The following is a 25,022-nucleotide window of genomic DNA, read 5'->3' on the forward strand; positions in this document are numbered from 1 at the left end:
TTCAGCTCAGAAATTTGAGCACAATGCGTGCGCCGGGCTGGGCCGACTCAATGCTCAGGCGGCCCTGCAATTGGCGCGCCAGCGAGGCCACCAACTGCATGCCCAAACCGGTTTGTTGGGCGAGCTCGAAGCCGGGCGCAAAGCCGATACCGACGTCTTCCACCGTGAGTTCCGCATCGCCATCGGAGCTCAGCCGAAGCTGGACCAAGATGCGACCCGCGGCCTGGGGCGCGAAACCGTGTTTGTAGGCATTGATCAAGAGCTCGTTGACCAAGAGGCCCAGCGGTACGGCCTTCTCGATACCCAGCTCCAAGGCGTCGATGGACAAATGGATGGGTACCAAGTCCGACGCGGGTTGGTAGGCCTGCATCAGGTGCTCGGTCAATTGAGCCAGGTAGCGCCGCAGGTCGATGCGCGCCAGATTGTCCGACTGGTAGAGCTGCTCATGCACCATGGCGATCGAGCGCACCCGGTCGCCGCTGCTTTGCAGCATGCTGCGGGCCAGCTCATCCGTGCAGCCATGGGCTTGCAGGCTCAGCAGACCGCTGACGGCTTGCAGGTTGTTCTTGACCCGGTGGTAGATCTCGCGCAGCAAGATTTCGCGTTCTTGCAGCGTTGTTTGCAGCCGCTCGGTGGTCAACTGCAATTGTTGCGTGCGCTGCTCAACCTCCTGCTGTAAATGCTCTTCCTGGCGCTCGATTTGGCGGCGCTGCCGATACAGCTCGACGAACACCCGCACCTTGCTGATCAAAATATTGGGATCAATCGGCTTGAGCAGCACATCCACCGCGCCGGCGTCATAACCTCTGAACTGGATGTGCTCGGTCTGGCCCGCAGCGGTCACAAAGATGATGGGCTGGCGGCGCGTCTTGGCCATCGAACGCAGCAGCTCGGCGGTCTCGAAGCCGTCCATCTCGGGCATCTGCACATCCATCAGAATCAGCGCAAAGTCCGTCCTCAAGGCCAGCCGCAAGGCCTCTTGGCCGGACAGCGCCGATTGCAATTGCAACTCGGGTGAATCCAGCAGACCCTGCAGCGAGCGCAGATTCTCCGGCCTGTCGTCGACCAAGAGCAGCGGAATCAATTCTTGCTCAAGCATGTTCAAGGCCCTGAAATTTGACCGCTTCCCCGACCTGCTCTTGTAGCAGTTGGGCGATTTGCTGCGGGTCGCTGGCGGCTTCCTCGCGGCGCTTTTGCCGCAGCGACTGGGTCATATTGGTGATCGCGCCCTCGAAGCTCAGTTGCCCCTGGCTGAGCGTGCGCACAATCGTCAGCAGTTGGCCGGTTTCATCGCGGCTGAGCGCGCTGGCATCGATCTCCAGCGCCGCGCTGCGGGTGACATCGCGGTCCAGGTCACCCTTGGAAATGGCGGTGGCGATTTGCGCTTTTTCATCCCAGCCGGCGACGAAGCCGTCCAGATTGTTGATGGCCACCTTCAGCGCCGCCGAAATTCCGCGGCTGATGCCCAGACCCAAGGTCAGGGCCAGGCTCAGCCCGACGCCGCCGGCCATCAGCAAATAGCTTTGCTGGGCGGTGTACAGCTCCTGAATTCGTTTGGCGGCCTCGGTGACTTAAGCGGCCTGGTAGTCCTCGAAGGTTTGCAGCGCCTGCACAAAGGCGTCATCGGCGGGGGTCAACTCGTTATTGATGTAGTCGCCCAGGCCTTGTTTGCCTCGCTCCAGCAGCTTGTAATAGCCGACGTATTTCTCGTCCAGGACGCCCTTGCGCTGCTTGACCAGCTCGATCATATTGCGCTCTTCGGCGTTCTTGTTATTGTTGTCGAAGCGGATCAGCAAGGCCTGCAACTCGCTGCGACTCTTGCGGATGAGGTTGAGGTCTTCGCGGTTCTCGGACTCGATATTGCTGAAGGCCACATCGCGCACGCTTTGCGAGGCGATCAGGGCCGCCTTGATCATGTCGTTCGATTGGTCGGCCTTGGGGTAACGATCAAGGCCCAGCTCGGTAGCGCCGAGGTTCATCTGCCGCAGCCCCGCATCGGCCACCCACCAAAGCGCAGCCAGGGCCAGGATGATGACGCCGAAACCCGCCAGCAACTTGCCGCGAATGCTCAGGTTGCGATACCAGTTTGAGTTCATGCCGTGCCCTCATGGTCAAGGGTCTGTTTTTACCCAAATGAGCGCCGCTTGACCAGCCTTGCTTTCCTTGCCCGCAAGGGGGCAGAAACAGGTAGCATTTGGCCGCAGCCATACTGGGAATTGAATGAAGCCAGCCCGCATTCTTTTGGTTGAAGACGAGGCCGTCATCGCGCTGGAATTGGCGATGCGTTTGAAAAGCTATGGCTATGTGATTGTCGACACCGTCGTCACCGGCGAGCAGGCGCTGCTGGCCGCGGCCGCGCTCGCGCCCGATCTGGTGCTGATGGACATCATGATCCAGGGTCCGATTGACGGCATCGAAACCGCCCGCCAGCTGCAGTTGATCCGGCGGATGCCGGTGCTGTTCTTGAGCGCCAATAGCGACACCGCGACGGTGGAGCGGGCGCGTGGCGTCGGGGGCTTCGGCTACTTGGTCAAGCCCTTCCGGGGCGAAGAGTTGCGCAGCTCGATCGAGATGGCGCTCGAGCGCGCCCAGATGCATGAGCGCCTGATTCAGAGCGAGCAATGGTTCGCCAAATCCCTGCAATGCATCGGCGACGCGGTGATTGCCACCGACGTGAATGCGCTGGTGCGCTTCATGAACCCGAGTGCGATGCGCATGACGGGCTGGAGCCTGGAGCAGGCGAGTGGGCATCCGGTCGATGAGGTGGTGACCACCGTCGATGCCAACAGCGGCTTGGCGCGCAGCAGCCCAGTGGCCAACGCCTTGACCGCCCAGCCCAATTTGCGGCTCAGCGCGACGGCGCGCCTGGTCAACCGCCACGGCCATCAGTTGCCGGTGGACGAAAGCTCGGCCGCCATACTGGGCGAAACCGAAGAGCTGTTGGGCGCTGTCTTGGTCTTCCGTGACGTCAGTGTGCGCCAGGCCTTGACCCGTGCATTAGGCGACAGCGAGGCGCGCTTTCGGGCCTTGTTCGAGCAAACGCCGATGGCGATGGCGCTGCTGGATTACAGCGCTCAGGTGCTGCTTGGCAATGCTGCGCTGAGTCGGCTCATGCAATGCCCGCCCGACGTTTGCTTGGGGCAAGTGCTTTGGCAGCAATGCGTGGCCACCGATCAGCCCTTGCTGAACAAGCATTGGACGGCTCTGCGCGAAGGCGCGGCCCAGCATGCATGCCTCGAGCTGCGCTGGCTGCAGAGCGGCGGGGCGCCGATCTGGCTGCAGCTTGATATTGCTGGCCTGGAATTGCCAAGCGGGGACTGCTGGATGGTCCATTTGCAAGATATTGATGCCCGCAAACAGGCCGAGCTTGCGCTGGTGCGGATGGCCCATTTCGATTCGCTGACCGGGCTGATCAATCGCGCCTGGCTGTTGGAGTTGGGCGCGCTGGCTTGCGCTGAAGCACAGCAAAAGTCGAGCGGTTTTGCGCTCATCTTGGTCAACCTCGACAGTTTCAAGACCGTCAATGACTCGCTCGGCCATGCGGTCGGTGATCAACTGCTTTGTACCGAAGCCGAGCGGCTCAAAGATCTTGTGGGAAGCAGGGGTTTGGTTTGCCGTTGGGGCGGTGATGAATACATGCTTCTCTTGCACGCCGACGCGGGCGTGGTCGAGCTCAGCCAGTTGGCCGAGCGCATCGTGTTGAGTCTGGGCGAGCCGCTGCTGGTCGGTATTGACGAGGCCCGCAGCAGTGCCAGCCTGGGTCTGGCCCGCTACCCGCTAGACGGCGCCAATATCGCTGAGCTGATCGTCAGCGCCGACAGCGCGATGCACCGGGCCAAGCAAGACGGCAAACGCCAATACCGCTTTGCACTAGGCCAAGACAGTGAGAGCGGGCTGCAGCAATTGCGTATCGAGGCGCAGCTTTGGCATGCGCTGGAGCGCCAGCAACTGCAGGTCTACTACCAACCCGTGTTACGCCACGGGCGCATCGAATCTCTGGAGGCTTTGCTGCGTTGGTTTCATCCAGAGCTGGGCTCGATTGGTCCCGATGTGTTCATTCCGATGGCCGAGCAGCAGGGGTTGATCCTGCCTATCGGCGATTGGGTTTTGCGCGAGGCTTGCCGGCAGCTCAAACAATGGCATTTGGGCGGGCGACCCGACCTCTGTGTGGCCGTCAATGTGTCGGTGCGGCAGTTGCGCGGCGGAGGCTTTGTGCAGACGGTGGCGGCGGCATTGGCCGAGTCGGGCCTGCCGCCGGCCAAGCTGGAGTTGGAGCTGACCGAGAGTTGGCTGATGGCCGACCCGGCCGGCTGCGCCGAGGTCATGCATGCGCTGCGTGCTTTGGGCGTTAGCATCAGTGTCGATGACTTCGGTACCGGCTACTCCAGTCTGGCCTACCTGAAGCGTCTGCCGGTGCAGCGGCTGAAAATAGACCACACCTTCATGCGCGATGTTCCCGCCGATCCGCAGACCACCTGCATCGTGCGGGCCATCATCTCCTTGGCCCGTGAGTTGCAGCTCGATGTTGTCTGCGAAGGCATCGAAACGCCCGAACAACAGAATTTTGTGTTGGGTTTAGGGGACTTGGCCTTGCAAGGTTTTGGCCTGCACCGGCCGGCGCCAGCGGCCGAGCTGTGGCCCTTGCTGATGGGGCAGGCGGCGTTCAGGACGGAGGATTGAATCTATGACCAGTGAGGCCGATGCGACAAATTCAAGCAGCGCGGCTGCGCCCGACATCATGCTGACAGATGCCGTCACCGAGCAGCAGCGGCAGCAGCAGGTGGGTTGGCGCATCTTGGTGGTGGACGACGACGACGAGGTGCACCGCGCTACCGACTTCGCCTTAAGAAAAATTGAGATTCTCGGCCGCAGCCTTGAGTTGATTCATACCTTTTCCGCCGCCGAAACGCGTGAGCTCTTGGCCAGGGACCGGGATTTTGCGGTGATCTTGCTCGACGTGGTGATGGAGCATGAGCATGCGGGCCTGGAGTTGGTGACCTTTATTCGCGAGACCTGTGGCATGGACGTGTGCCGCATCATTTTGCGCACCGGCCAGCCCGGCTATGCGCCCGAATTCGATGTCTTCAACGCCTACGACATCAATGACTACCGCACCAAGGCCGAATTCGGCCACGCCCGATTGATCACCAGCTTGTCGGTGGCGCTGCGTGCTTACGCGCAGATCAAGCGCTGCATGGAGGCCGAAGCACAAGCTCGCGAAAGCGAGTGGGCGCTTTTGCAACTGAACGCCGAATTGGAGGCGCGTGTCAGCCGGCGCACTGCCGAGTTGGCACAGGCGCGGGACGCCGCCCACAGCGCGACACAGGCAAAAAGCGAGTTTCTGGCCAATATGAGTCACGAAATTCGCACGCCGATGAATGCCATCGTCGGGATGACCGAGTTGACCCTGCGTAGCACCGAGCCCAGTGTCAAGCAGCAACGCTACCTCGGCAACGTCAAGCTCGCTGCCGACGCCTTGCTGAGCATCGTCAACGACATCCTTGACTTCTCCAAGATCGAAGCCGGTCAGATGCAGCTGGAACACACCGAATTTTCCCTGCAGCAGATGTTCGACCGGGTCGCCGCCGTGATTGGCCTGAAGGCGCAAGACAAGGGTTTGGAGCTCTTGTTCAACACCCATGTGACCGTGCCGAATCGCTTGCTCGGCGATCCGCTGCGCCTGTCCCAGGTCCTGATCAACCTTTGCGGCAATGCGGTCAAGTTCAGCGATAACGGCGAGATCGTGGTGCTGACGGTGTCGGCCGAGCAGCTGTCTGACCAGCAGGTGACCTTGCGTTTCGCCGTGCGTGACACCGGCATCGGCATGAGCGAGCAGCAGGTAGCGGGTCTGTTCAAGCCGTTTCAACAGGCCGACAGCTCGATAACGCGTAAATTCGGCGGTACCGGTTTGGGCCTGGCCATCAGCAAGCAATTGGTGGAGATGATGGGCGGCAGCATCGGTGTCAAGAGCCGCATCGGCAGTGGCAGCGAGTTCGCTTTCACGTTGCGCTTCGGTCTGGCTGAGAACCCCTTGCCGAAGCCGGGGCCCGATGCAATGCTGCTGAATTTGCGGATTCTGGTTGTTGACGACAGCGCCAATTCGCGCGAAATTTTGCAGGGTCTGTTGAACACCATGGGCTACCGGCCGACGCTGGCCAGCAGCGCTCTCGGCGGCATAGCCGCCTTGCAAAGCGCCGAAGCTGCGGGCGAGCCCTTTGATCTGGTTTTGTTGGACTGGCGCATGCCCGAGATGGATGGCCTGCAGGCCGCCGAGCGGATTCAGAAGCTTGGCCTTCGTAAGCCTCCAAAGATCATCTTGGTGACGGCTTATGACGCCAATGCCTTGATGCCGGCGGCGCAGGCGCTGAATTTGGCGGGCTGCTTGGCCAAGCCGGTGTTCGAGGCGAGCTTGGTCGCCGCGCTCGGCATTGCGTTTGGGTCTCCATTGAGTGTTCAAGACGAAGCCGAGACCCAGCGCCCCGGCGGGCTTGATCCGCTCAACGGCGCGGTGCTGGCGCGCATCAAGGGGCGGCGCGTCTTGCTGGTTGAAGACAATGACATGAATCAGGAGTTGGCTTGCACCTTGCTGCAAGACCTCGGCGGCATGCAAGTGCAAATTGCCAATAACGGCCAGGAGGCGCTGGAACTGCTGCGCGCACAGCGCTTTGACTTGGTCTTGATGGATGTGCAGATGCCCGTCTTGGACGGGCTGCAGGCGACGCGGGTGATACGTCAAGATCCGGCGCTGGCTGGCTTGCCCGTGATCGCCATGACGGCGCAGGCGATGAGCGATGACCGCGCGCGCTGCACGGCTGCTGGCATGGACGACTACATCAGCAAGCCGGTGGCTTCGCGTGAGCTGTTTGCGACCTTGGCAAAATGGTTGCCGGAGCCCGAGCCTGAAGCGGGCGCTGTCTCGGCAACGGCGCCCGGCTTGGCCCTGCTGGACCTGGACAAGGCCCTGCTCCATTGCCAAGGCCTTGGCGATTTGCGCGACAAATTTCTGCGCAAATTTCTGGCCACCCGACTGCACGATGGCATCGAGATGCGGGCTGCAATGGCCGCCGGCCAGCGCGGCACTGCCGCCCGGATCGCCCACACCGCCATCTCGACCGCCGCCATCATCGGCGCGGACGGCTTGTCTCAGGCGGCGCGTGAGCTGGAGGATAGCTTGCAGCAAGAGGACTCCAGCGACTGGCCGGCCTTGTTGCAAGCGTTCGAGCGGCAACTTGCGGCGCTTGAGCCTGCGCTGCGAGCGGCACTCGGCGAAGCCTGAGAGGGTGAGAACTTTTTACTGCGCGGCCGCCATGCGTCGTTGGCCGAATGCTCGTAATCCTCACGTACATGGAGTACGTTCCGGTTCCTGTGCGCCGTCCGCCTAGCCTGACTACCGCTCGCTACAAAAGTTCTCGCCCTCTGAGTTGAACTATGCGTTTAGGCAGGCCTGAGCTTCGCCAAGGCCTCGGCCAGCAGCCCCTGATCGACCGGCTTGGCCAGCAGCAGCAAATGCTCCGGCAGGCCACCCAGCCGGGCCAGGTTTTCGCGGGTCTGGCTTGACACCGCAATGATCAAGGGCGGGGTCGCCATCGCTTGCAGCTCCCGGACCATCTCGATTCCGTTCATATGCGGCATCACCATATCGGTGATCACCACATCGGGGGCGCTGCGCCCGACCGCCAACAAGGCCTGAAAACCGTTCTCCGCCAACAAGACATGGGCCTTGGGGCACAAGATGCGCACCTGCATCTCGAGCAATTCGCGGGCGATGTCGTCATCGTCCACCAGCAGCACGGTCAAGGTCTTTGCGGCGGGCGGGGGCGAGGTCTCAGGCTGTGGCCCGGGCTCCTTGTCCAGTGCCACCGCGCCCGGTCTGGATAGCAGCAGATCCACGCTGGTGGCGTCAATACGGCGGTGCCCCCCGAGGGTCTTCCAGCCCTTCAAATGGCCCGCATCGACCCAGCGCTGCACGCTGGCCGGCGAAATCCCCAGGCGCTTGGCGGCTGCAGCGGTGGTGTAAGAGGCCTTGCGCTCGCTCATTTCAAATCAATCAAAACAACCTAATTGAACGTTATGTTAGCTTGTTTTGAATAAATTGCATGATAGTCATAGGCTATTGATTTGAAATGAATGATGTGAATAAATTGGATGATTTGATTGATTTGACTTGAATGAGTGAATTGAATGATTTAATCTTGCTTCACCTGCTGCCCAGCGACAAAGCAAGCCAGCTCCGCAGCAGATTCAAACCTAGTCACAGCCCTCTCAAGCCGCTACGGCGGCGCCCACGGACCTTGGAGAACATCATGAACGCATTGAGCAATCTGAAGATCGGTACCCGTCTGACCCTGGGCTTCGGCCTGATGGGCGCCTTGATCGCGGCGGTGGCGACGGTCGGCATCATCGGCAACAACCGCAGCGAGGCCGCCATTCACGAAATCGTCAATGACAATATGCACGGCCTGGGCCTGGTCAATGAAATGTCGGAGTCGGTGCACATCGTCTCCCGCGTGACCCGTTCGCTGATTCTTTTGAGCGACAAGACCTTGCTCGAGGAAGAGGCCAAGAAGATTGACGCGGCCCGCACCAAGTACGCGCACGCCAGCGCCGAGATGGAGAAGATGGACGCCAGCGCCGAAGAGAAAGCCTTGCAGGCCAAGGTGCGCGAGGCCGCCGAGGTGGCCCGGCCCTTGAACAGTCAGGTGATGGCCTTGGCCCGCGCAGACCAGGATGAGCAGGCCCGCGAATTGCTGCTGGGCAAGGCCAGCCCGGCTACCAAGATATGGCAAGACCGCATGGACGACTTGCTGGCCTTCCAGGAGCATGAGACCGCCGGCGACGCGGCCGCCGCCTTTGCTCAAGCGGCCTTTGTAGCCCGTGTGATGCTGGGCGCGGTGGCTGCCGCCCTGTGCCTAGCCGGCCTGCTCGGTTGGTTGATCACCCGCAGCATCGTGCGCCCCATCATGCGCGCGGTGCAGGTGGCACAGACGGTGGCCGCCGGTGACCTGAGCAGCGTGATTGAAGTGACGGGCCGTGATGAAGTGGCCCAATTGCTGCAAGCCTTGGAGGACATGAATATCAGCTTGTTGAACGTGGTGTCCGAGGTGCGGGATGGTTCGGAATCGATCGCCACCGCCTCGGCACAAATCGCCAGCGGCAACCATGACCTCTCGCAGCGCACCGAAGAGCAGGCCGCCAACTTGGAAGAAACCGCCGCCTCGATGGAGCAACTGACCGCCACCGTGCGCAATAACGCCGACACCGCCGCTCAGGCCAACCGGGTTGCGATTGCGGCCACCACGGTGGCCCAGCAGGGCGGTCTGGTGATCGGTAATGTGGTGCGCACCATGGACGAGATCAACACCAGCTCCAAGAAGATTGTCGACATCATCGGTGTGATGGACACGATCTCCTTCCAGACCAATATCCTGGCGCTGAATGCCGCCGTCGAGGCTGCCCGGGCCGGTGAGCAGGGCCGGGGCTTTGCGGTGGTGGCCGCCGAGGTGCGCGCCCTGGCTCAGCGCTCGGCCGCATCGGCCAAGGAGATCAAGCAACTGATCGCGACCAGTGTCGAGAAGGTCGAGGCCGGCACCCAGTTGGTCGCCTCCGCCGGCAGCACCATGACCGAGATCGTCATGCAAGTGGGCCGCGTCAATGATTTGATCGCCGAGATCAGCGCCTCCACGGTGGAGCAAACCAGCGGCATCGGCCAGATCAATGAGGCGGTGGTTCAGCTCGACCAGGTGACGCAGCAGAATGCCGCGCTGGTGGAAGAGGCGGCCGCCGCAGCCCAGAGCATGAGCCAGCAAGCCGGCAATCTGGTCCAGACGGTCGGGGTCTTCAAGCTGCCCGCAGATGCCGCGAATGTGCGCTACATCCCCGAATTGCCGGCCAGCCGCCGGCCCGGTAGCCCGGCTCAACTGGCTCGCAAGACCTTGGTCAAGGCCGCGCAGAGTGCTGCCAAGCCAAGCCAGCCTGCTGCACGCAGCAAGGTGGTCGCTGGCGCAAGTGAGACTGCCGCCGAAGGCTGGTCGCAGTTTTGAGCGCTCCCCAATGCTTGGCTCAAATCACACCGGAGTCGATCATGAACACCCGCAACTTCAGCAACTTCAGCAGTTTGCAGACCCTGCATACAGCCATGGCTGATGAACAAAGCGCCGCCGAAGTTGCAGCTCAGGTTGGCGAGCCGGGGCTTGAGCCAGCAGCCGATGCCTATTGGAATATCCTGGCCCTGGAGCCTTGCGGTGCAGATCAACAGGCGCTGAGTCAGGCCTTGCAGGGCAGAAATTTGCTGGGGCGGCCCTTACGGCTGGTGCTGACCCAGTCCGCTCAGCAACTGATGGAGGCGCTGGAGCATGCGGGCGCTTTCCATCTCATCATGTTGCCCGCGCTGTTCGACGGCAGCCACACAGGTCCCGTTCTGGTCGAATATGTTCGCGAGATCTGCCAGCAGCGCGAAGTCCGCATTTTGTTGGGCGCGCCGCAGCCCTACGCCTCGGCTAAGTCCACGCCGGCCCCAGACTTTCTCAGCCGTTTCGATGTCAGCGGCCTGCGTTGCAGCAGCAGCTTGAGCCCCGGCCTGCTCTTGAGCGATATCGAGATCGCCCTGCAGGCCTATGAGCAACTGAGCACCATCAAGGAATGCCGGCGCGGGCTGAACCGGGTCGTCCACGCGATGGCAGATCTGATGGATAGGCGTGGCCTGAGCAACTTCTCAGCGGCACTGCTGACACAACTGGCCGCCTTGTTGCGCCTGCCCGCAGACGGCATCGTCTGCATCCAGGCCGGTGCAGCGCAGAGCGAGCTCGAAGCGACGCAGGACGTTCGCGTGATCGCTGCCGCCGGTCGCTTGGCCGAATGCATCGATCACCCTTTGAGTAATTTGCCCGACGTCCGTATCAAGGCCTTGATCGACCGGGCCTTGCGCGAGCAGCAGCACCTCTTTCTCGGTGAAGCCACCGTACTCTATCTGCGCAGCGACAAGCATGTCATCGCCGTCTACCTGCGCTCGGCGGCCTCGCTGCAAGACCTTGATCTGCAGTTGGTCGAGGTCTTTTGCGCCAATATTTCCTCCTGCTTCGACAATCTTGAGTTGATAGAGGAATTGAACTATTTGGCCTATCACGACCCGCTGACCCGCCTGGGCAATCGGGCGCAGTTGCTGCAGGCGATTGGCAAGGCGAGGCGCTCCGAGCAGGCGATGGGTTTGAGCTTGCTGGATGTGCGGCGTTTCGCCGACATCAACAACGCCTGGGGTCATGAAATCGGCAATGCCATCTTGGTCGCGATAGCCGAGCGGTTGCGCAGCAGCCTGTCGCTCACTTGCAGCCTGGCGCGGCTGAGCGGCGATGTATTCGGTATCGTCGGTCCCAGCGCCATGGTGCATCCAAGCAAGCTGCGAGTTTTGTTCGACGAAGTCCTCGATATCGAGCAGCATCCCCTCAGCGTCAGCTTCGCTTGCTCATACGACGAACTGAGTCGGGCCGGCAGCGAGGCCATCGATGCGACCGAAGTGCTCAGCCATGCCAATGTTGCGCTCGCGGCTGCCAAGGCGGCGACGCATCGAAGTTTCATCAGTTATTGCCCATCAATGGATATGGAGTCGCGCACTCGTTTGGAGTTGGCGCGGCGTCTGCGGGTCGACTTCAAGGCAGGCAAACTGGAGCTTTGGTATCAACCGCAAATCTGTCTGCGCAGCGGCAATGTGCAGGGCCTGGAGGCACTGCTGCGCTGGCCCGATGGCCAGGGGGGCATGGTCGCTACACCCGATGTATTCGTGCCCCTGGCCGAGCAGTCCGGCTTGATTGTCGAGATCGGCCAGTGGGTGTTGGAGCGCGCTTGTGCCGATTGGCGGGACCTGCAAGGTAGTTGCGCTCATCAGGCCGCACCCGCCCGCATCGGCGTCAACGTCAGTCTGGCGCAATTCCGCAATGCCGACCTGGTGGCGCAATTGAGTGCGGTCATTCAAGCGCAGAAGATGCCGGTTGGCGCGCTGGAATTGGAGATTACCGAGAGCTTGGCGATGGACGAGCCGCTGATGGTCAAGCGCACCCTGACTCAAGTGCGTGCGCTCGGTGTGCGGGTCGCCATCGATGACTTCGGCACCGGCTACAGCTCGCTTTCGCAGCTGAGCGACTTGCCGGTGGATTGCCTGAAGGTGGATCGTTGCTTTGTGGCCAGAATCGGGCAGGACAATGGCAATGTGTTTGCCGAGACCATCATCCATCTGGGCCGCCGACTCGGACTGGAATTGGTGGCCGAGGGGGTGGAGACCGAGACCCAATGCGAGGTGCTGCGCAGTCTGGGTTGCCACTACGCACAGGGTTGGCGTTATGCCAAGGCTCAGCCCCTGGCCGAGCTGCGCCGCTGGATCGCGAACCGCTGAATTTCGGTCTTGCTAGGATTGCTTCACAAAGGCTCGCAACTCCTGCGCCATCCGCGCTAGCGAAGGCTGGTGGATATACATCATGTGGCCGGCCTCGAAATAGCTGACCTGAACATTGCCTTGCAGCTTCTCGTGCAGGCCCAGATGGCTGAGCGTGTAGTCGCCGGCCGCATGCGGGGTGGCCAGGTCGTAGTAGCCGCTCGCCACATAGATGCGCATAGCGGGGTTGGCGTGCATCGCCCGGCGCAGGCTGTCGCCGACATTGACGTACTTGTTCTCGAAACCCTTCCAGCTCCAGCTGTTCCAGATCGGTGCCAGCACCAGATAAGGCGCATCGTCCTCGAACTTGAGCGTGTCGCGCAGCAAGCGGTTGATGCCCACCGCGTAGGCGCCAGCCAGATTGTTCATGCCGGCGTCTTCTTCCGGGTGCTCGCCGGCATCATCCCGGTCCAGGCCGAGGAAGCGGCTGTCCAGGCGGCCAACGGTCTGCCCGCGCTCACGCAGCAACTCCTTGAAGAAGCGGAACTCGGTCGGGCGCAGATCGCAGCGCAACAGGTATTGCACGCTCAGGCCGCTGAAGTGAGCGAGCTTTTCGGCCACTTTTTGGCGCTGCTCGGCGCTCAGGCGCGAGCCCTGCATCAGCGCCAGCCAATAGTCGCCATTGGCAAAAGCCTCCGCCTCGGCGACAACTTCTTTCAATGGCTTCTTCTGCATGGCCGGCTTCAAGGCCTTGTGATACCAGGCGGTGGCGGCATAGGTGGGCAGGTAGAGCGGGTAGGGCAGCTCGTTGCCATGGTCGAAGCTCAGGGTCTGGAAGTCCACCGCCATCGACACTAGCATCAGGCCGTTGAGATGGATGTTATGTTTTTCCTGCAGATGGCGTGACAGGCCGGCGGCGCGCGTGGTGCCGTAGCTTTCGCCGATCAGGTATTTGGGCGCTCCCCAGCGGCCGTTGCGGGTCAGGTAGAGGCGGATGAACTCACCGACTGCGTCGAGGTCGCGCTGGTACTCGTGGTATTCGGCCAGCTTCTCGCCCTCGGCCACGCGCGAATGGCCGGTGCCGACGGGGTCGATGAAGACCAGATCCGATTCGGTCAGCAGCGTGAATTCGTTGTCGCTCAGCGCATAGGGCGGCGCGCCGCATTGGCCCATCTCGTCGGTCGGCACGCGCTGCGGGCCCAGCAGGCCGAGATGCAGCCAGACGCTGGATGAGCCCGGCCCACCGTTGAAGCTGAAGGTAATGGGACGATCGGTGCCGGCCTTTTTCGAGGGCTTCAGCGTGTAGGCGATGAAGAAGACGCTGGCGCGGGTCTTCTTGCCCTTGTACTGGCCCTTGTGCTCGCCTTCGTTCTCGCTATGCACCTCTTGCAGCAGCAGGGTGCCGCAAGTGGCCGTGTACTCCAGGCTGCGCTTGCCGACCACCATTTTGTGTTCGGTGCTGACCAGATGCTCGATCGGTGGGAGCGCGGTTTTGCTGTTGTCGGACTCGGCGGTGGGCTTGTTGCTGGGCTCGGCTGCAGGCATGAGTCTTCCTTGGTTTGGGCTATGGTGTCGAGCATGCACTCTAGCTCGATAAATTCCAACACCCTCTTGATGGGGGTAGATTTCAGCAGCGCCCCGACATGCAGCAAGCCGATCACCGTCGCACAGGGGCGGCTGCAGGGTCAGGTCTTGCGGTTGGAAGCCATGCTGAGCTTCAACTGCTTGGCCGACTTTGGCGATTTTTTGGCTCAACCGGGTGAATGGCTGGGCGGCTTTGATTTCCCCTTTGGCCTGCCGCGCGAACTGGTGCAGACACTGGCTTGGCCGCAAAGTTGGCCGGCCTTGATCGCGCATTACACGGCCTTGAGCCGGGCCGAGATTCGCGAGCAATTTGCCGGATTTTGCGCGGCGCGGCCGGTCGGTGCCAAATTTGCCCACCGCGCTTGTGACGGCCCGGCCGGTTCCTCGCCGAGCATGAAGTGGGTCAATCCGCCGGTGGCCTTCATGCTGCATGCGGGTGTGCCCTTGTTGCTGCGGGCAGGTGTTGATCTGCCTGGCCTGCAAGCGGGTGACCCAAGCCGTGTGGCCTTGGAGGCCTATCCCGGCCTGTTGGCACGGGAAGTTCTTGGGCGGCGCAGTTACAAGAGTGACGCCAAGACCAAGCAGACTCCCGAGCGCTTGATTGCCCGCAAGGATTTGATCGAGGCGCTGGAGCAAGGCCGCACGCGCTTGGGCCTGCGCTTGAAACTCAGCCATGCCCAGCGCGACGGTCTGGTCGATGACGCCAGCGGTGACCGCTTGGATTCCGTCTTATGCCTGCTGCAAGCGGCCTGGGGGCAGGGGCGGCCGAGCTATGGTTTGCCGGCGCTGATCGATCCCCTGGAGGGCTGGATCGTCAGCGCTTGATTGAGAGCTTGCCGTGTGCCGCAGGCGGGGCATCTGATCGGTTGGGGACAGAGCTCGCTGAGTACAGCAAGGTCTGTCCCGCAAGTGCATAAGCTTCTCATCAACGTGCTCTTGCCATCTGCCGCAGGCAGGGCAAACTTACTTTCTCATCAAGGTTGATTTGCCGTCTGCCGCAGGCAGGGCAAACTTACTTTCTCATCAAGGTTGATTTGCCAAAAAGAGATTCCACCAAATCCACCGCCACCTTGGCCGTCTTGTTCTGAACATCCAGCGCCGGGTTCAGTTCGACCACGTCGAGCGAGGCCATGAAGCCGGTGTTGGCAATCATTTCCATGCACAGATGGGCTTCACGGTAGGTCGGCCCACCCGGCACCGTGGTGCCCACGCCGGGGGCGATGTCGGGGTCAAGAAAGTCAACGTCGAAACTGATATGCAAATGCGTGTTGGCATCCAGGGTCGCCAGTGCTAACTCCATGGTGTGACGCATGCCCATCTCGTCGATATAGCGCATATCGAAGACTTCGAGGTCTTGCTCGTGGACGAAGCGCTTTTCACCCGCATCAACGCTGCGGATGCCGATCTGCCGTACCCACTTCGGGCTGATGGCGGGCACTTGACCGCCGATCTCGATCAGCTCTTGAGGGCCAAAACCGCACAGGCAGGCGACCGGCATGCCGTGGATATTGCCGCTCGGCGTCAAGGTGCTGGTGTTGAAGTCGGCGTGCGCGTCCAGCCACAGAATACGCAGCTTCTTGCCCACCTCGCGGCAGTGCTTGGCCACGGCACTGATCGAGCCAATCCCCAGGCAGTGATCGCCGCCCAGCATGATGGGCATGCGGCCGGCCTTGAGCTCGGCATAAACAGCGTCGTGAGCGGACTGGTTCCAGGCGACCACTTCGTTCAGGTGACGATAGCCGTCGACCGGTGGCAACCAGGGATTGGGCGGGCCGCTCAAGTTGCCGCGGTCGACGACATCGACGCCGTGGCTGCGCAGGGCCGCAGCCAAATCGGCCACCCGCATCGCTTCAGGGCCCATGCTGGCGCCGCGCGCGCCTGCGCCAATGTCGGTGGGCACACCAATCAGGGATACGCATCGCAAGGTGGTCATATCGGTCTTCCTTTTCTTCTTTAGTCGGCGCTGCTTGCGCCGGGGTTCATGTCGTATTCGGATTCAAGCAAGGCCCAGGCTTCTTCGGCGCTTTCCACAAAATGGAACAGGCGCACGTCGGCGGGGCTGATCATGCCGGTTTCAACCAAGAGTTCAAAGTTGATCAGACGGGTCCAAAAATCGCGCCCGAACAGCAGGATGGGCCGGCGCCGGCATTTGCCGGTCTGGATCAAGGTCATGGTTTCGAACAATTCGTCGAGCGTGCCGAAGCCTCCCGGGAAGCACACCAGCGCCACCGAGCGCATCAGAAAGTGCATCTTTCGCAGCGCGAAATAGTGAAAGCGAAAGCACAGCTCGGGCGTGATGTAGCGGTTCGGATGCTGCTCGAAGGGCAGCACGATGTTCAGCCCCAAGCTTTTTCCGCCGGCTTCAAACGCACCGCGATTGCCGGCCTCCATGATGCCGGGGCCGCCGCCTGTGACGACGTAAATCGGGTTGTTACGCTCGCTTGAGACGCGTGTCACGAGGGCGGCAAAGCGCCTTGCTTCTTCGTAGTAATGGCTCATCGCCAATTGCATTTCGGCGCGTTTGAGCTGTTCGGCGTCGCCGCCCAGCCTTGCTTGATCCAGCTGCGCTTGGGCTTCGTCCTGTGCGGCAATGCGGGCGCTGCCGAACATCACGATGGTCGACTTGATGCCTTGCTCCTGCTGCATCAATTCCGGCTTCAAGAGCTCGAGCTGCATGCGTACCGGGCGTAGCTCATCGCGCAGCAAGAACTCGTTGTCGTCAAAGGCCAGTCGGTAGGCGCTGCCCGGATGGTCGTAATTGGGCTGCGGTACCAAGCCACGGGTTTCTTCCTTGGCGGTGGGGAAGTTGCGAGCGATCAGCTGTTTGCGCTTGTTCATGGGGTCGACCTATTTGGCTGCTTCTGGTGCCGGGACGCAGCTTACGGGAGGCTGCGAGGAATTGTCGTGCGTATTTCTGAGTGATATGGTTGTTTCATGCGTGCAAGCTATCTTTGAGGCGGCTACAGACGCTGCAAGCCGGGTCGGCCTGCACGAGTATTTCACTCCATTCCATCCTTCGCCCATCCAGCATCTGGAGGCGACCAGCCAAGCTGGCGGGCATGCCCAGCAGCAACTTCAGGGCCTCGGCGGCCTGCATGCTGCCAATCACACCGACCAAGGGTGCGAACACGCCCATGGTGGCGCAGCGGGCCTCCTCGAACTGGCTGTCCGGCGGGAAGACGCAGGCATAGCAAGGTGCGGCGGCCTGGCGACTGTCATAGACGCTGATCTGACCATCAAAGCCAATGGCTGCCCCGGCCACTAGCGGCTTGGCATGCTGCACGCAGGCGCGGTTGATGGCTTGGCGGGTGGCGAAGTTGTCGCTGCAGTCCAATACCACGCAGGCCGAGGCCACCAGTCGGCCGAGCAAAGCGGTATCTGCGCGCTGGCGCAAGGCGGTGACGCGAACCTCGGGGTTGATGGCGGCCAAGCCTTTTGCTGCCGACTCAACCTTGGGGGAACCCACGCGCTCCACCGTGTGAACGATCTGGCGCTGCAGATTGGTCAGGTCGACGTCGTCGTCATCAACCAGGGTGATGTGGCCTACCCCGGCACTGGCCAAGTAGAGGGCAGCGGGAGAACCCAAGCCTCCGGCGCCGATGATTACGGCGTGTGACGTCAGCAGTCTTTGCTGCCCTTCGATACCAATTTCGTCCAGAAAAATATGGCGCGAGTAGCGCAGTAATTGCTCGTCATTCATGGGCCCAAGCATAGCGCGGCCATCCGGCCCCTAAAGTAAAACAGCCCGCCAAAGTGACGGGCTGTTGCGGCCTGAGCGGCTAAGCTTCAGTCATCTAACTTGGCCTCGGCCTTGCGTTCGATGGCGGTCTTGGAAACCATCACCGGCAAACCCTTCAGATGATTCAAGGCCTGGTTCAATTGGAAGTCTTCGGCGCTGCCAAATTCGGGCAGTGGTTTGGGCGGCTCATTCTTTTTGGCGTATTCGGCCTCAAGCTTTTCGCGCGCTTCTTCTCGGGCCTTGTCGCGGGCTTCGTCCTTGACTTCTTCTTTGCCGTTGTTCAGATGCTTTTCCAGGTCGGCTTCACGGGTGCGCAAGGCGGCGAACACATTGCCTTCGGCGGTTTCGTCCAACAAGATGTCGGGCAGGATGCCGGTGGCCTGGATTGAGCGGCCGCTCGGTGTGTAGTAGCGCGCGGTAGTGATCTTCAGCGCTGTTTCCGGGCTGAGTTGGCGGACGGTTTGCACCGAGCCTTTGCCGAAGGTTTGCGCACCCATGATGGTGGCCCGTTTATGGTCTTGCAAGGCGCCGGCGACGATTTCGCTGGCCGAGGCCGAACCCTCGTTGACCAACACAATCATCGGAACTTTTTTCAAGGCGGCCGGCAAATTGCGCAGCGGATCGCTGCCGCCGCGGCGCAGGTAATAGTCGGGGCTGGCTTTGAAGCTGGCTTTTGAGTCGGCGATTTGGCCGTTGGTGCTGACGACCTCTACTTCCTTGGTCAGGAAAGCAGAAGAAATCGCCACCGAGGCTTCGAGCAGGCCGCCCGGATCATTGCGCAGATCCAGCACCAAGCCCTTCAGATTGGGCTCTTGCTTGTAAAGCTCTTCAAGCTTCTTGGCGAAATCGTCGACGGTGCTGTCCTGGAACTGACTGACCCGCAACCAAGCGTAGCCTGGTTCGATGATCTTGCCGCGGACGCTGCGGTTGTGAATTTCCTCGCGCACGATGGTGACGGGGAAACTGCGGTTTTCGCTCTTGCGGTAGATGGTCAGTTGCACCTTGGTGCCCAGCTCACCGCGCATACGCTTGACGGCTTGGTCGATACCGAGGCCGCGGACCAAGGAATCGTCGATCTTGCTGATCAAATCGCCGCTTTTGAGTCCGGCGCGAAAGGCCGGCGAGCCCTCGATCGGCGAGACAACCTTGACCAAGCCGTCTTCCATGCCGATCTCGATGCCGACGCCGACGAATTTGCCGGTGGTGCCTTCGCGGAATTCCTTGAAGTTCTTTTTATCGAAAAACTGCGAGTGCGGATCAAGACCGGCCACCATGCCGGCAATCGCATCGTTGATCAGTTTTTTTTCGTCGATCGGTTCCACATAATCGGACTTGATCATCGCGAACACGGCGGCGAGTTGCTGTAACTCTTCGAGCGGCAGGGGTGATAGGTTGCTGCGTGCGTTGGCCTGCAATTGCATGGTCGTGAGCGCGCCGGCCACAACACCCAAGGCCAGCCAGCCTGCAACTTTGAATTTGGCACTCATGATTTGAGTCCGTCCTATCCGTCTAGCGAAAATATCAAGAATCCTTGCGTATTTGTCCAGCCTTGAGTTGGCACAAATTTCGCTTTACAAGTATATGCGGCCACCGCTTGCAGCCACTTGGGATACACCCCCGATTGGTGGCGCAAATCAGGGCTTTCAAGTGAATAAAGAGACGGAATCCGCGTATTTGCCGAGGCATGCCAGAAAGGCTGGGGTGGCCCGGGGCGCGGGCAGGCCTAATCGGTGCTTGATGCCTGCTTGGCAAAGGTCACCACATGGTCAACGTCGGCGCGTATGCCAATCCATTCGCCGACATGATGGTCATGGTGTGAGGGTACATGGGCCATCAGGCGGTCGCCCGAACCCAGCCTCAGCGTGTAGAGAAAATCGGCGCCTCGAAACACCTTGCGTTCGATCTGTGCTTTAACCGGCGCCAAGTCGTCATGAATGATGTCATCGGCACGCAGCAGCACGTCGCACAGGCCGCCGGGGAAGGCGCTGGCCAGCGCGCAAGCCTCGGCATCCATCAGTGAGCCCACCGGCGTCAAGACCACCGGACCTTGCTCGCCCTGCACGATGCGGCCGGGCGTGAATACGCTGTGCCCGATGAAGTCCGCCACAAAGCGGGTCGCCGGGCGGTGGTAAACGGAATAGGGTGCGTCCCATTGTTCGAGGCTGCCGCGGTTCATCACGCCGACCACGTCGCCGATCGCAAAGGCCTCGGCCTGGTCATGGGTGACGAAGAGCGCGGTGGTGCCGCTGGCCTTCAAGATCGCCCGCAGTTCTTGCGATAAATGCTCGCGCAAATCGACGTCGAGGCTGGAGAACGGTTCATCCAGCAAAAGCAGTCGTGGCGCCGGCGCCAAGGCGCGAGCCAGGGCTACGCGCTGCTGCTGCCCGCCTGAGAGTTGGTGCGGCGCGCGCTTGGCGGCATGGGCCAAGCCGACCAGATCCAGCATTTCATTGATGCGCGCTGTGCGAGTCGGGCGGCTCAGATGGCGCAGGCCAAAGCCAATGTTGTCGGCCACGCTGAGATGGGGGAACAAGGCGTAGTCCTGGAACACCATGCCGATGCGACGCTCTTCCGGGTTCAGATGCAGGCCTTGGTTGGCGTCGGCCAAAAGCTCTCCGGCAATGCTGATGCGGCCACTGTGCAAGCGCTCCAGACCGGCAATGCAGCGCAGGACCGATGTCTTGCCGCAACCCGAGGGACCTATCAGCACACCGATTTGACCTTTGGCCAAATTCAGACTCAAGGCCTCAACCGCACCGCGTCTGGGGCCGGCGGCGGCGCTCGCATGGGGCTGCAGATGAGGCTGAGCTGCACCGGGGTAGCGCAGCCCGATCTGGTCGAGGGCTAGAAACATGGCCCGTATGATAGCGGGCCGCCGGTATTGGATAGAACGCGCCTCGTTCGCATTCGTCCTTGGCGCTGTTTCGTCCTTGTCGGCAAGCCTTCACTTCGTATCTCTCCTATTTTTCATGTTGCGTCTGATCACCATTGTTTGCCTCATGTTGGCTGTCCCGGTGCTGGGCATCCTGGGGTCTTGGTTCGGTTTGGACGAGCAGGCTTGGGGCGTGTTGAGGCACCAGTTCGCGACTGTTTTGCCGGAATATGCGGCCTCATCTTTGATCCTTTCCTTTAGCGTGGCGATTGGTGTGGCCTTGTTGGGCGGGGCCACGGCCGCCGCTATCAGTCTGTTTGATTTCCCTGGGCGGGGCTGGTTCGAGTGGGCCTTGTTGCTGCCGATGGCAATGCCCGCCTATGTGGCTGCTTACGCCTACACCGATGCCTTGCAATACAGCGGCGCGCTGCAGACCTGGCTGCGCGCCGTGACCGGCGCTCAGGGGGCGCTCTGGTCCGATGTGCGCAGCCTGCCGGGGGCGGTGCTTTTGTTTGTGCTCTGTCTCTACCCCTATGTCTATTTGCTGACCCGCACGGCCTTGCAGGAACGCGGTGTCACGCTGATGGAAACTGCTCGCATCTTGGGGGCAGGCACCTGGCGCAGGGTTCGTGAGGTGGCACTGCCGCTGGCGCGTCCGGCCTTGGCGGCTGGCGTGGCGCTGGCCTTGATGGAAACTCTGGCCGATTACGGTGTCGGCGCCTACTTTGGTCTGAACACCTTGACCACCGGCATCTACAAGGCCTGGTTGGTAATGAATGACCGCATGGCCGCCGCGCAGTTGGCCTCTTTTTTGTTGATTGCGGTGGCGGCCCTGCTATGGGTAGAGCGCCGCGCGCAAGCTAGGCTGCGTTTCGCCAGCAGCCGATCCGGTGCGCAACATGCAGCCGAAGCCAGGCCCTTGCGGCTGTATGGCTGGTCGGCAGCGGGGGCGGTCTTGCTGTGCGGTCTGCCGGTGCTGCTGGGCTTTGCGCTGCCGGTGCTCGCCTTGCTGAAGCTGATGTACTTGGAAGCAAACTATGGTGAGTTTGGTTTGCCCTTGGCGCGCTTTGTCCAATGGGCCTGGACCAGCCTTCAGTTGGCCGGAATCTCGGCGCTATTGGCGGTGGCACTGGCGCTGGTGCTGGCCTATGCGGCGCGGATTGCTGCCGGCGGACGCTTGCTGGGTGCCGCGACGCGCATTGTCTCGCTCGGTTACGCGGTGCCGGGCGCGGTCATCGCCGTGGGCATCTTGCTGCCCTTGGGTTGGTTGCAGGAGCATGCGCCGAATTTGGGCTTGACGGCGATTGTCACGGGCACCAGCACCGGCCTGATTTATGCCTATCTGGTGCGCTTCTCCGGTGTGGCGCTGCATTCGGTCGAGGCCGGCTATGCGCGGATCTCGCCGACGGTGGATGAAACCGCCCGGCTTCTTGGTGCATCCAGGCGCCGACTGTTCATGAGTTTGCATGCGCCCTTGTTGGCGCGCTCGGCCCTGGCCGCCGCCTTGCTGGTGTTTGTCGATGTGATGAAGGAGTTGCCTGCCACCTTGGTGTTGCGGCCCTTCAACAGTGACACCTTGGCGGTGGTTGCTTATCAGTTGGCGCGAGACGAGCGTTTGGGCGAAGCGGCGTTGCCGTCCTTGGCCATCGTGCTGGTGGGCTTGGTGCCGGTGTTGATGCTGTCGAGGGCGATGCGTCAGCGGTAAAAGTACTCGGTTTCGCCTTCGGACTCGGGCCGGTTCGCCCCATTGGGGGATGGTGCAAAAAGAGGCCAGCGTCGATGCTAGCGGCATATCACTGGAGACGGCAGGCAATGCATCAGCAACCGAGTGCCGTCACCGCAACGGAAAGCGCAATGGGGAACGTAAAAGCAAAAGCAATGGCAATAGCATCATCTGAGCCGAACGCGGCTCCAGGTCTTGCTGCGGCGGTTTGGGCCTTTCTAACCGCCAATCGTTCCGAACAAGTACAGGCCGCGTCGCTGGATGGATTGGAAGTGCAGGAGTCAACATGGGGAGAGTGGGAGGAGCTTTGCTCGACCTTTGCGGAGTCCGCTACCGAGCGGTGAACCAAAGCAATTGAGTAAGGGCGAAGGCGATGGCGAGTCGCTCGCCTAAGTAAGAATTGCCAGCCACAAAGCAAAAAGCCACCCTAGGGTGGCTTTTCTTCTAAGTGCTTGTCACACCTAGATAATTTTGGTGGCGCTTCAGGGACTAACCCCGAGCAAACCTATCCAGCACAAAAACTTGTTGGTAATCAATGACTTGGAGTCGCTGCCGGGAATTCAGCGACTCAGGGAAATGGACCCCGGGAGTGGACCCCCAAGACCCAAGCCAAGCTACATTCTAATCGAGCTGTCCTGGGTAAGCCTATCACCGTCATGCTGCGAGGTTCCGTTGAGTCTGGAAGCCGCGCTTGTCGTGGAGCAGGCATGGTCTTCGGATCCGTTTCGCCATCTCCTCCGTGTATCGTGCCTTCTGCGGCGCCCAGCCCGACCGGAACTCCCCGCCGACCCTTTTTAGATGCTCTGTCACGATCGAGCCGGCCTTCGCCAGGCGCGCGTAGTCAATAGGCGCCTTGATGCTGCGTTCCAGCGCGTCTTTGAGTTTCAGGATCGGATAGTCGACGCCCAGCCGTGCTAGGTCGGCATGCGTATACACGGAGAGGTGCACGCTGCGAGCTTGTTCCTTGGTGATCTGGTTTGTGCGGACGGCATGGTCCATGGCCTCATGACCCGCAATCTGCATCGCATGTGCCAAGGGCACGCCAGCGTCTTGCATCGCTGAGATGACCGTATGCCGGAACGAATGGAAGACCAGCATCGGATCGCTGAGGTCGATGCTGTCCATGTACTTGCCAAAATGGGCGGACTGATTCTTCGACGGCTTTGACTTTGCCGTGGCCGTGGACCAATCGCGATGAGGAAACAGATAGATCGCCCCCAACTTGCGGACGTGTTCGACATAGTCCAGAAAGCCGGCACGGATCAGCCCGTCGGTGATGGGAAGACGCCGCACTGAGTTGGCGTTCTTGGCATCTTCCGGCGTGACGTCGATGTACCAGACATCGATTTCCTTCAAGTGACCGATGTCGGCAACTTTGGTTCTTACGAAATCTCCGAGTCGTAGCCCCAGGTGGAGACCCAGAAGCGGAGCGAAGAAGTAGTCCGGGTCACGATTGAAACCGAGGAATGTCGTAGGGTCGAAGATCCGTTTGATATGAGAGGTGGTGAAGGGCTGGTAGTGCACGGCGGCCTCCGAGGCCTGCTGCTTCCAGGTCTCGGCCTCGTCGGCCAGATCGCCAGCGATGTCCTCCTTTGTGGCTTTGGCGATCGTCCGTTGGTAGGTGAAGAAGTGGCTCATGTCGCTGAGCTTCTTCAGCATGGTGGTCGGCGCGGCCTTGCTCTGCTCGCCATCATTCAGCACTCGTTTGCCAGGACGATCCGCCTGCTCTTCCAGAAAGGCGCTGACGTGGGAGCTGTCGATGGCATGAACCCATGGGTCTGGTCCCAACTCGGGGTAGTGGCGTTGAAGGAACTCTTCGAACTGATCGAGGATCCGATCCTTGTCGATCTGGGTTCGATCATTTTGCCTGTTCAACTTCTGGTAGCGAGCTATGTACTTGGCTCGAGCCGAGCTGAGCCGTGTGGGCTGCTTTGGCCAATCGAGGGGATCGCGGTGACCCCGGCGCTGCCTGTCGTCTTCGATTGCGCCCCGTGTTCCCTCCGTGGGTCGTGGGGACGGCAATGCGCTTGCCTGGGCTTGGGGCAGGGGTTCGACGGAGATCGCCGATTCATGCAGCGAGATCGCCGGCAAGATTGACTGATGTTGCGGCGCAGCTGGAGGGGTCGTCCACGGTGCGTTCGCGATGCGCTGCGCGAGCGCCTGTTCGATCAGCGGGTGTGCTTTCAGGAAGGCCGACAGCCGACGCTGGTCGTCCTCGCCGGAGGCCTGCACGCCGCCAGGCAAGGTCCAGGTATTGATTGCGTGAGGGAGGTATTGGTTCACGACAGCAGTTCTTTCATCGATCGAAACACGCTCCAACAGCGCGTTCATGTATGAAGAAATACTACGTGCGACGGTCACGCTTTTCGTGCCGAGGGACCGTCTTAACTCCTGTTTAGTTTGGCCTTTTTCAGATCGGGCCAACTTTGACGTGGCCAACAGGATGCGGATGAAGAAGACGCCAGAATTTTTCTGGTATAGACGTGCGGGTCGCCGGGTGCCCATGATGATGTGGACCTGCCATGTGGACCCCCGGAAACGGAAAACCCCTGGTAAATCATTGATCTACCAGGGGTCTTGGTATTGGTGGCGCTTCAGGGATTCGAACCCCGGACCTGCGGATTATGATTCCGCTTTTTAATGAATTCGTTTTTGCTGATTTGCGTTGATTTTATCTAGTAAAATCAACAACTTGAGGTGATTTGTGGTGAACTTCTTGTTGAGTGAAATTGATCCGAATGGA

Annotated in this window: 18 protein-coding genes; 7 read left to right on the forward strand and 11 right to left on the reverse strand. The window is 60.9% G+C overall.

Features of this window, described 5'->3' with window-relative positions:
* Nucleotide 1 precedes the first annotated feature (1 nt).
* The 3 genes from LNV07_RS18085 to LNV07_RS18095 are packed head-to-tail and all read right to left on the reverse strand — an operon-like array spanning nt 2 to nt 2,096.
* Entirely contained in the window at nt 2-1,099 is a 1,098-nt protein-coding gene (locus LNV07_RS18085) for a sensor histidine kinase (RefSeq protein WP_263572575.1), read from the reverse strand.
* A complete protein-coding gene (locus LNV07_RS18090; RefSeq protein WP_263572576.1) occupies nt 1,092-1,511 on the reverse strand; it encodes a hypothetical protein in 420 nt (139 codons plus the stop codon). The genes LNV07_RS18085 and LNV07_RS18090 overlap by 8 nt, the downstream gene beginning before the upstream one ends.
* A gap of 60 nt (nt 1,512-1,571) precedes the next feature.
* Nucleotides 1,572-2,096: an MCP four helix bundle domain-containing protein gene (locus LNV07_RS18095; protein WP_263572577.1), complete on the reverse strand. Its 525-nt coding sequence runs from the start codon at nt 2,094-2,096 to the stop codon at nt 1,572-1,574.
* A gap of 124 nt (nt 2,097-2,220) precedes the next feature.
* Between LNV07_RS18095 and LNV07_RS18100 the strand changes: the two genes are divergently transcribed.
* Together LNV07_RS18100 and LNV07_RS18105 are read left to right on the forward strand one after the other, a co-directional pair.
* Nucleotides 2,221-4,680 (forward strand): two-component system response regulator, encoded by a 2,460-nt coding sequence (locus LNV07_RS18100; RefSeq protein ID WP_263572578.1) that lies wholly within the window; start codon nt 2,221-2,223, stop codon nt 4,678-4,680.
* 4 nt (nt 4,681-4,684) lie between these two features.
* A complete protein-coding gene (locus LNV07_RS18105) occupies nt 4,685-7,276 on the forward strand; it encodes a response regulator (RefSeq protein ID WP_263572579.1) in 2,592 nt (863 codons plus the stop codon).
* A 158-nt stretch (nt 7,277-7,434) separates the two neighbouring features.
* On the opposite strand, the gene LNV07_RS18110 is transcribed toward LNV07_RS18105, so the two are convergent.
* Nucleotides 7,435-8,037 carry a response regulator gene (locus tag LNV07_RS18110; RefSeq protein WP_263572580.1) on the reverse strand — a complete coding sequence of 201 codons (603 nt, stop codon included), beginning with the start codon at nt 8,035-8,037 and terminating at the stop codon, nt 7,435-7,437.
* 266 nt (nt 8,038-8,303) lie between these two features.
* Here LNV07_RS18110 and LNV07_RS18115 point away from each other — a divergent pair, with 266 nt between their 5' ends.
* Both LNV07_RS18115 and LNV07_RS18120 read left to right on the forward strand, forming a co-directional pair.
* A complete protein-coding gene (locus LNV07_RS18115; RefSeq protein ID WP_263572581.1) occupies nt 8,304-10,040 on the forward strand; it encodes a methyl-accepting chemotaxis protein in 1,737 nt (578 codons plus the stop codon).
* A gap of 41 nt (nt 10,041-10,081) precedes the next feature.
* On the forward strand, nt 10,082-12,382 hold the full coding sequence (locus tag LNV07_RS18120) for a putative bifunctional diguanylate cyclase/phosphodiesterase (protein WP_263572582.1): 2,301 nt from the start codon (nt 10,082-10,084) through the stop codon (nt 12,380-12,382).
* Between the two features lie 12 nt (nt 12,383-12,394).
* Here the strand turns inward: LNV07_RS18120 and LNV07_RS18125 are convergent, their stop codons facing one another.
* A complete protein-coding gene (locus tag LNV07_RS18125; RefSeq protein WP_263572583.1) occupies nt 12,395-13,906 on the reverse strand; it encodes a S10 family peptidase in 1,512 nt (503 codons plus the stop codon).
* Between the two features lie 69 nt (nt 13,907-13,975).
* Here LNV07_RS18125 and LNV07_RS18130 point away from each other — a divergent pair, with 69 nt between their 5' ends.
* Entirely contained in the window at nt 13,976-14,770 is a 795-nt protein-coding gene (locus tag LNV07_RS18130; protein WP_263572584.1) for a DUF429 domain-containing protein, read from the forward strand.
* 187 nt (nt 14,771-14,957) lie between these two features.
* On the opposite strand, the gene rocF is transcribed toward LNV07_RS18130, so the two are convergent.
* The 5 genes from rocF to LNV07_RS18155 all read right to left on the reverse strand — a co-directional run bounded on the left by rocF (nt 14,958) and on the right by LNV07_RS18155 (nt 20,538).
* Entirely contained in the window at nt 14,958-15,878 is a 921-nt protein-coding gene (gene rocF, locus LNV07_RS18135) for an arginase (protein WP_263572585.1), read from the reverse strand.
* A gap of 20 nt (nt 15,879-15,898) precedes the next feature.
* Nucleotides 15,899-16,783: an LOG family protein gene (locus tag LNV07_RS18140; RefSeq protein WP_263572586.1), complete on the reverse strand. Its 885-nt coding sequence runs from the start codon at nt 16,781-16,783 to the stop codon at nt 15,899-15,901.
* A gap of 94 nt (nt 16,784-16,877) precedes the next feature.
* A complete protein-coding gene (locus LNV07_RS18145) occupies nt 16,878-17,645 on the reverse strand; it encodes a HesA/MoeB/ThiF family protein (RefSeq protein WP_263572587.1) in 768 nt (255 codons plus the stop codon).
* Nucleotides 17,646-17,731: 86 nt separating this feature from the next.
* Nucleotides 17,732-19,171, reverse strand: coding sequence for a S41 family peptidase (locus LNV07_RS18150; protein WP_263572588.1), 1,440 nt, complete (start codon nt 19,169-19,171; stop codon nt 17,732-17,734).
* Between the two features lie 236 nt (nt 19,172-19,407).
* On the reverse strand, nt 19,408-20,538 hold the full coding sequence (locus LNV07_RS18155) for an ABC transporter ATP-binding protein (protein ID WP_263572589.1): 1,131 nt from the start codon (nt 20,536-20,538) through the stop codon (nt 19,408-19,410).
* A gap of 115 nt (nt 20,539-20,653) precedes the next feature.
* Here LNV07_RS18155 and LNV07_RS18160 point away from each other — a divergent pair, with 115 nt between their 5' ends.
* Both LNV07_RS18160 and LNV07_RS18165 read left to right on the forward strand, forming a co-directional pair.
* Nucleotides 20,654-22,261, forward strand: coding sequence for an ABC transporter permease (locus LNV07_RS18160; protein ID WP_397545579.1), 1,608 nt, complete (start codon nt 20,654-20,656; stop codon nt 22,259-22,261).
* A 107-nt stretch (nt 22,262-22,368) separates the two neighbouring features.
* The gene (locus LNV07_RS18165) at nt 22,369-22,623 is read left to right on the forward strand and encodes a hypothetical protein (protein WP_263572591.1); all 255 of its coding nucleotides are present in this window, start codon (nt 22,369-22,371) and stop codon (nt 22,621-22,623) included.
* Nucleotides 22,624-22,933: 310 nt separating this feature from the next.
* Here the strand turns inward: LNV07_RS18165 and LNV07_RS18170 are convergent, their stop codons facing one another.
* The gene (locus tag LNV07_RS18170) at nt 22,934-24,562 is read right to left on the reverse strand and encodes a tyrosine-type recombinase/integrase (protein ID WP_263572592.1); all 1,629 of its coding nucleotides are present in this window, start codon (nt 24,560-24,562) and stop codon (nt 22,934-22,936) included.
* Between the last annotated feature and the right edge of the window lie 460 nt (nt 24,563-25,022).

The organism is Roseateles oligotrophus (assembly GCF_025717515.1).
In the GTDB taxonomy this organism is placed as follows: Bacteria; Pseudomonadota; Gammaproteobacteria; order Burkholderiales; family Burkholderiaceae_C; genus Paucibacter_A; species Paucibacter_A oligotrophus.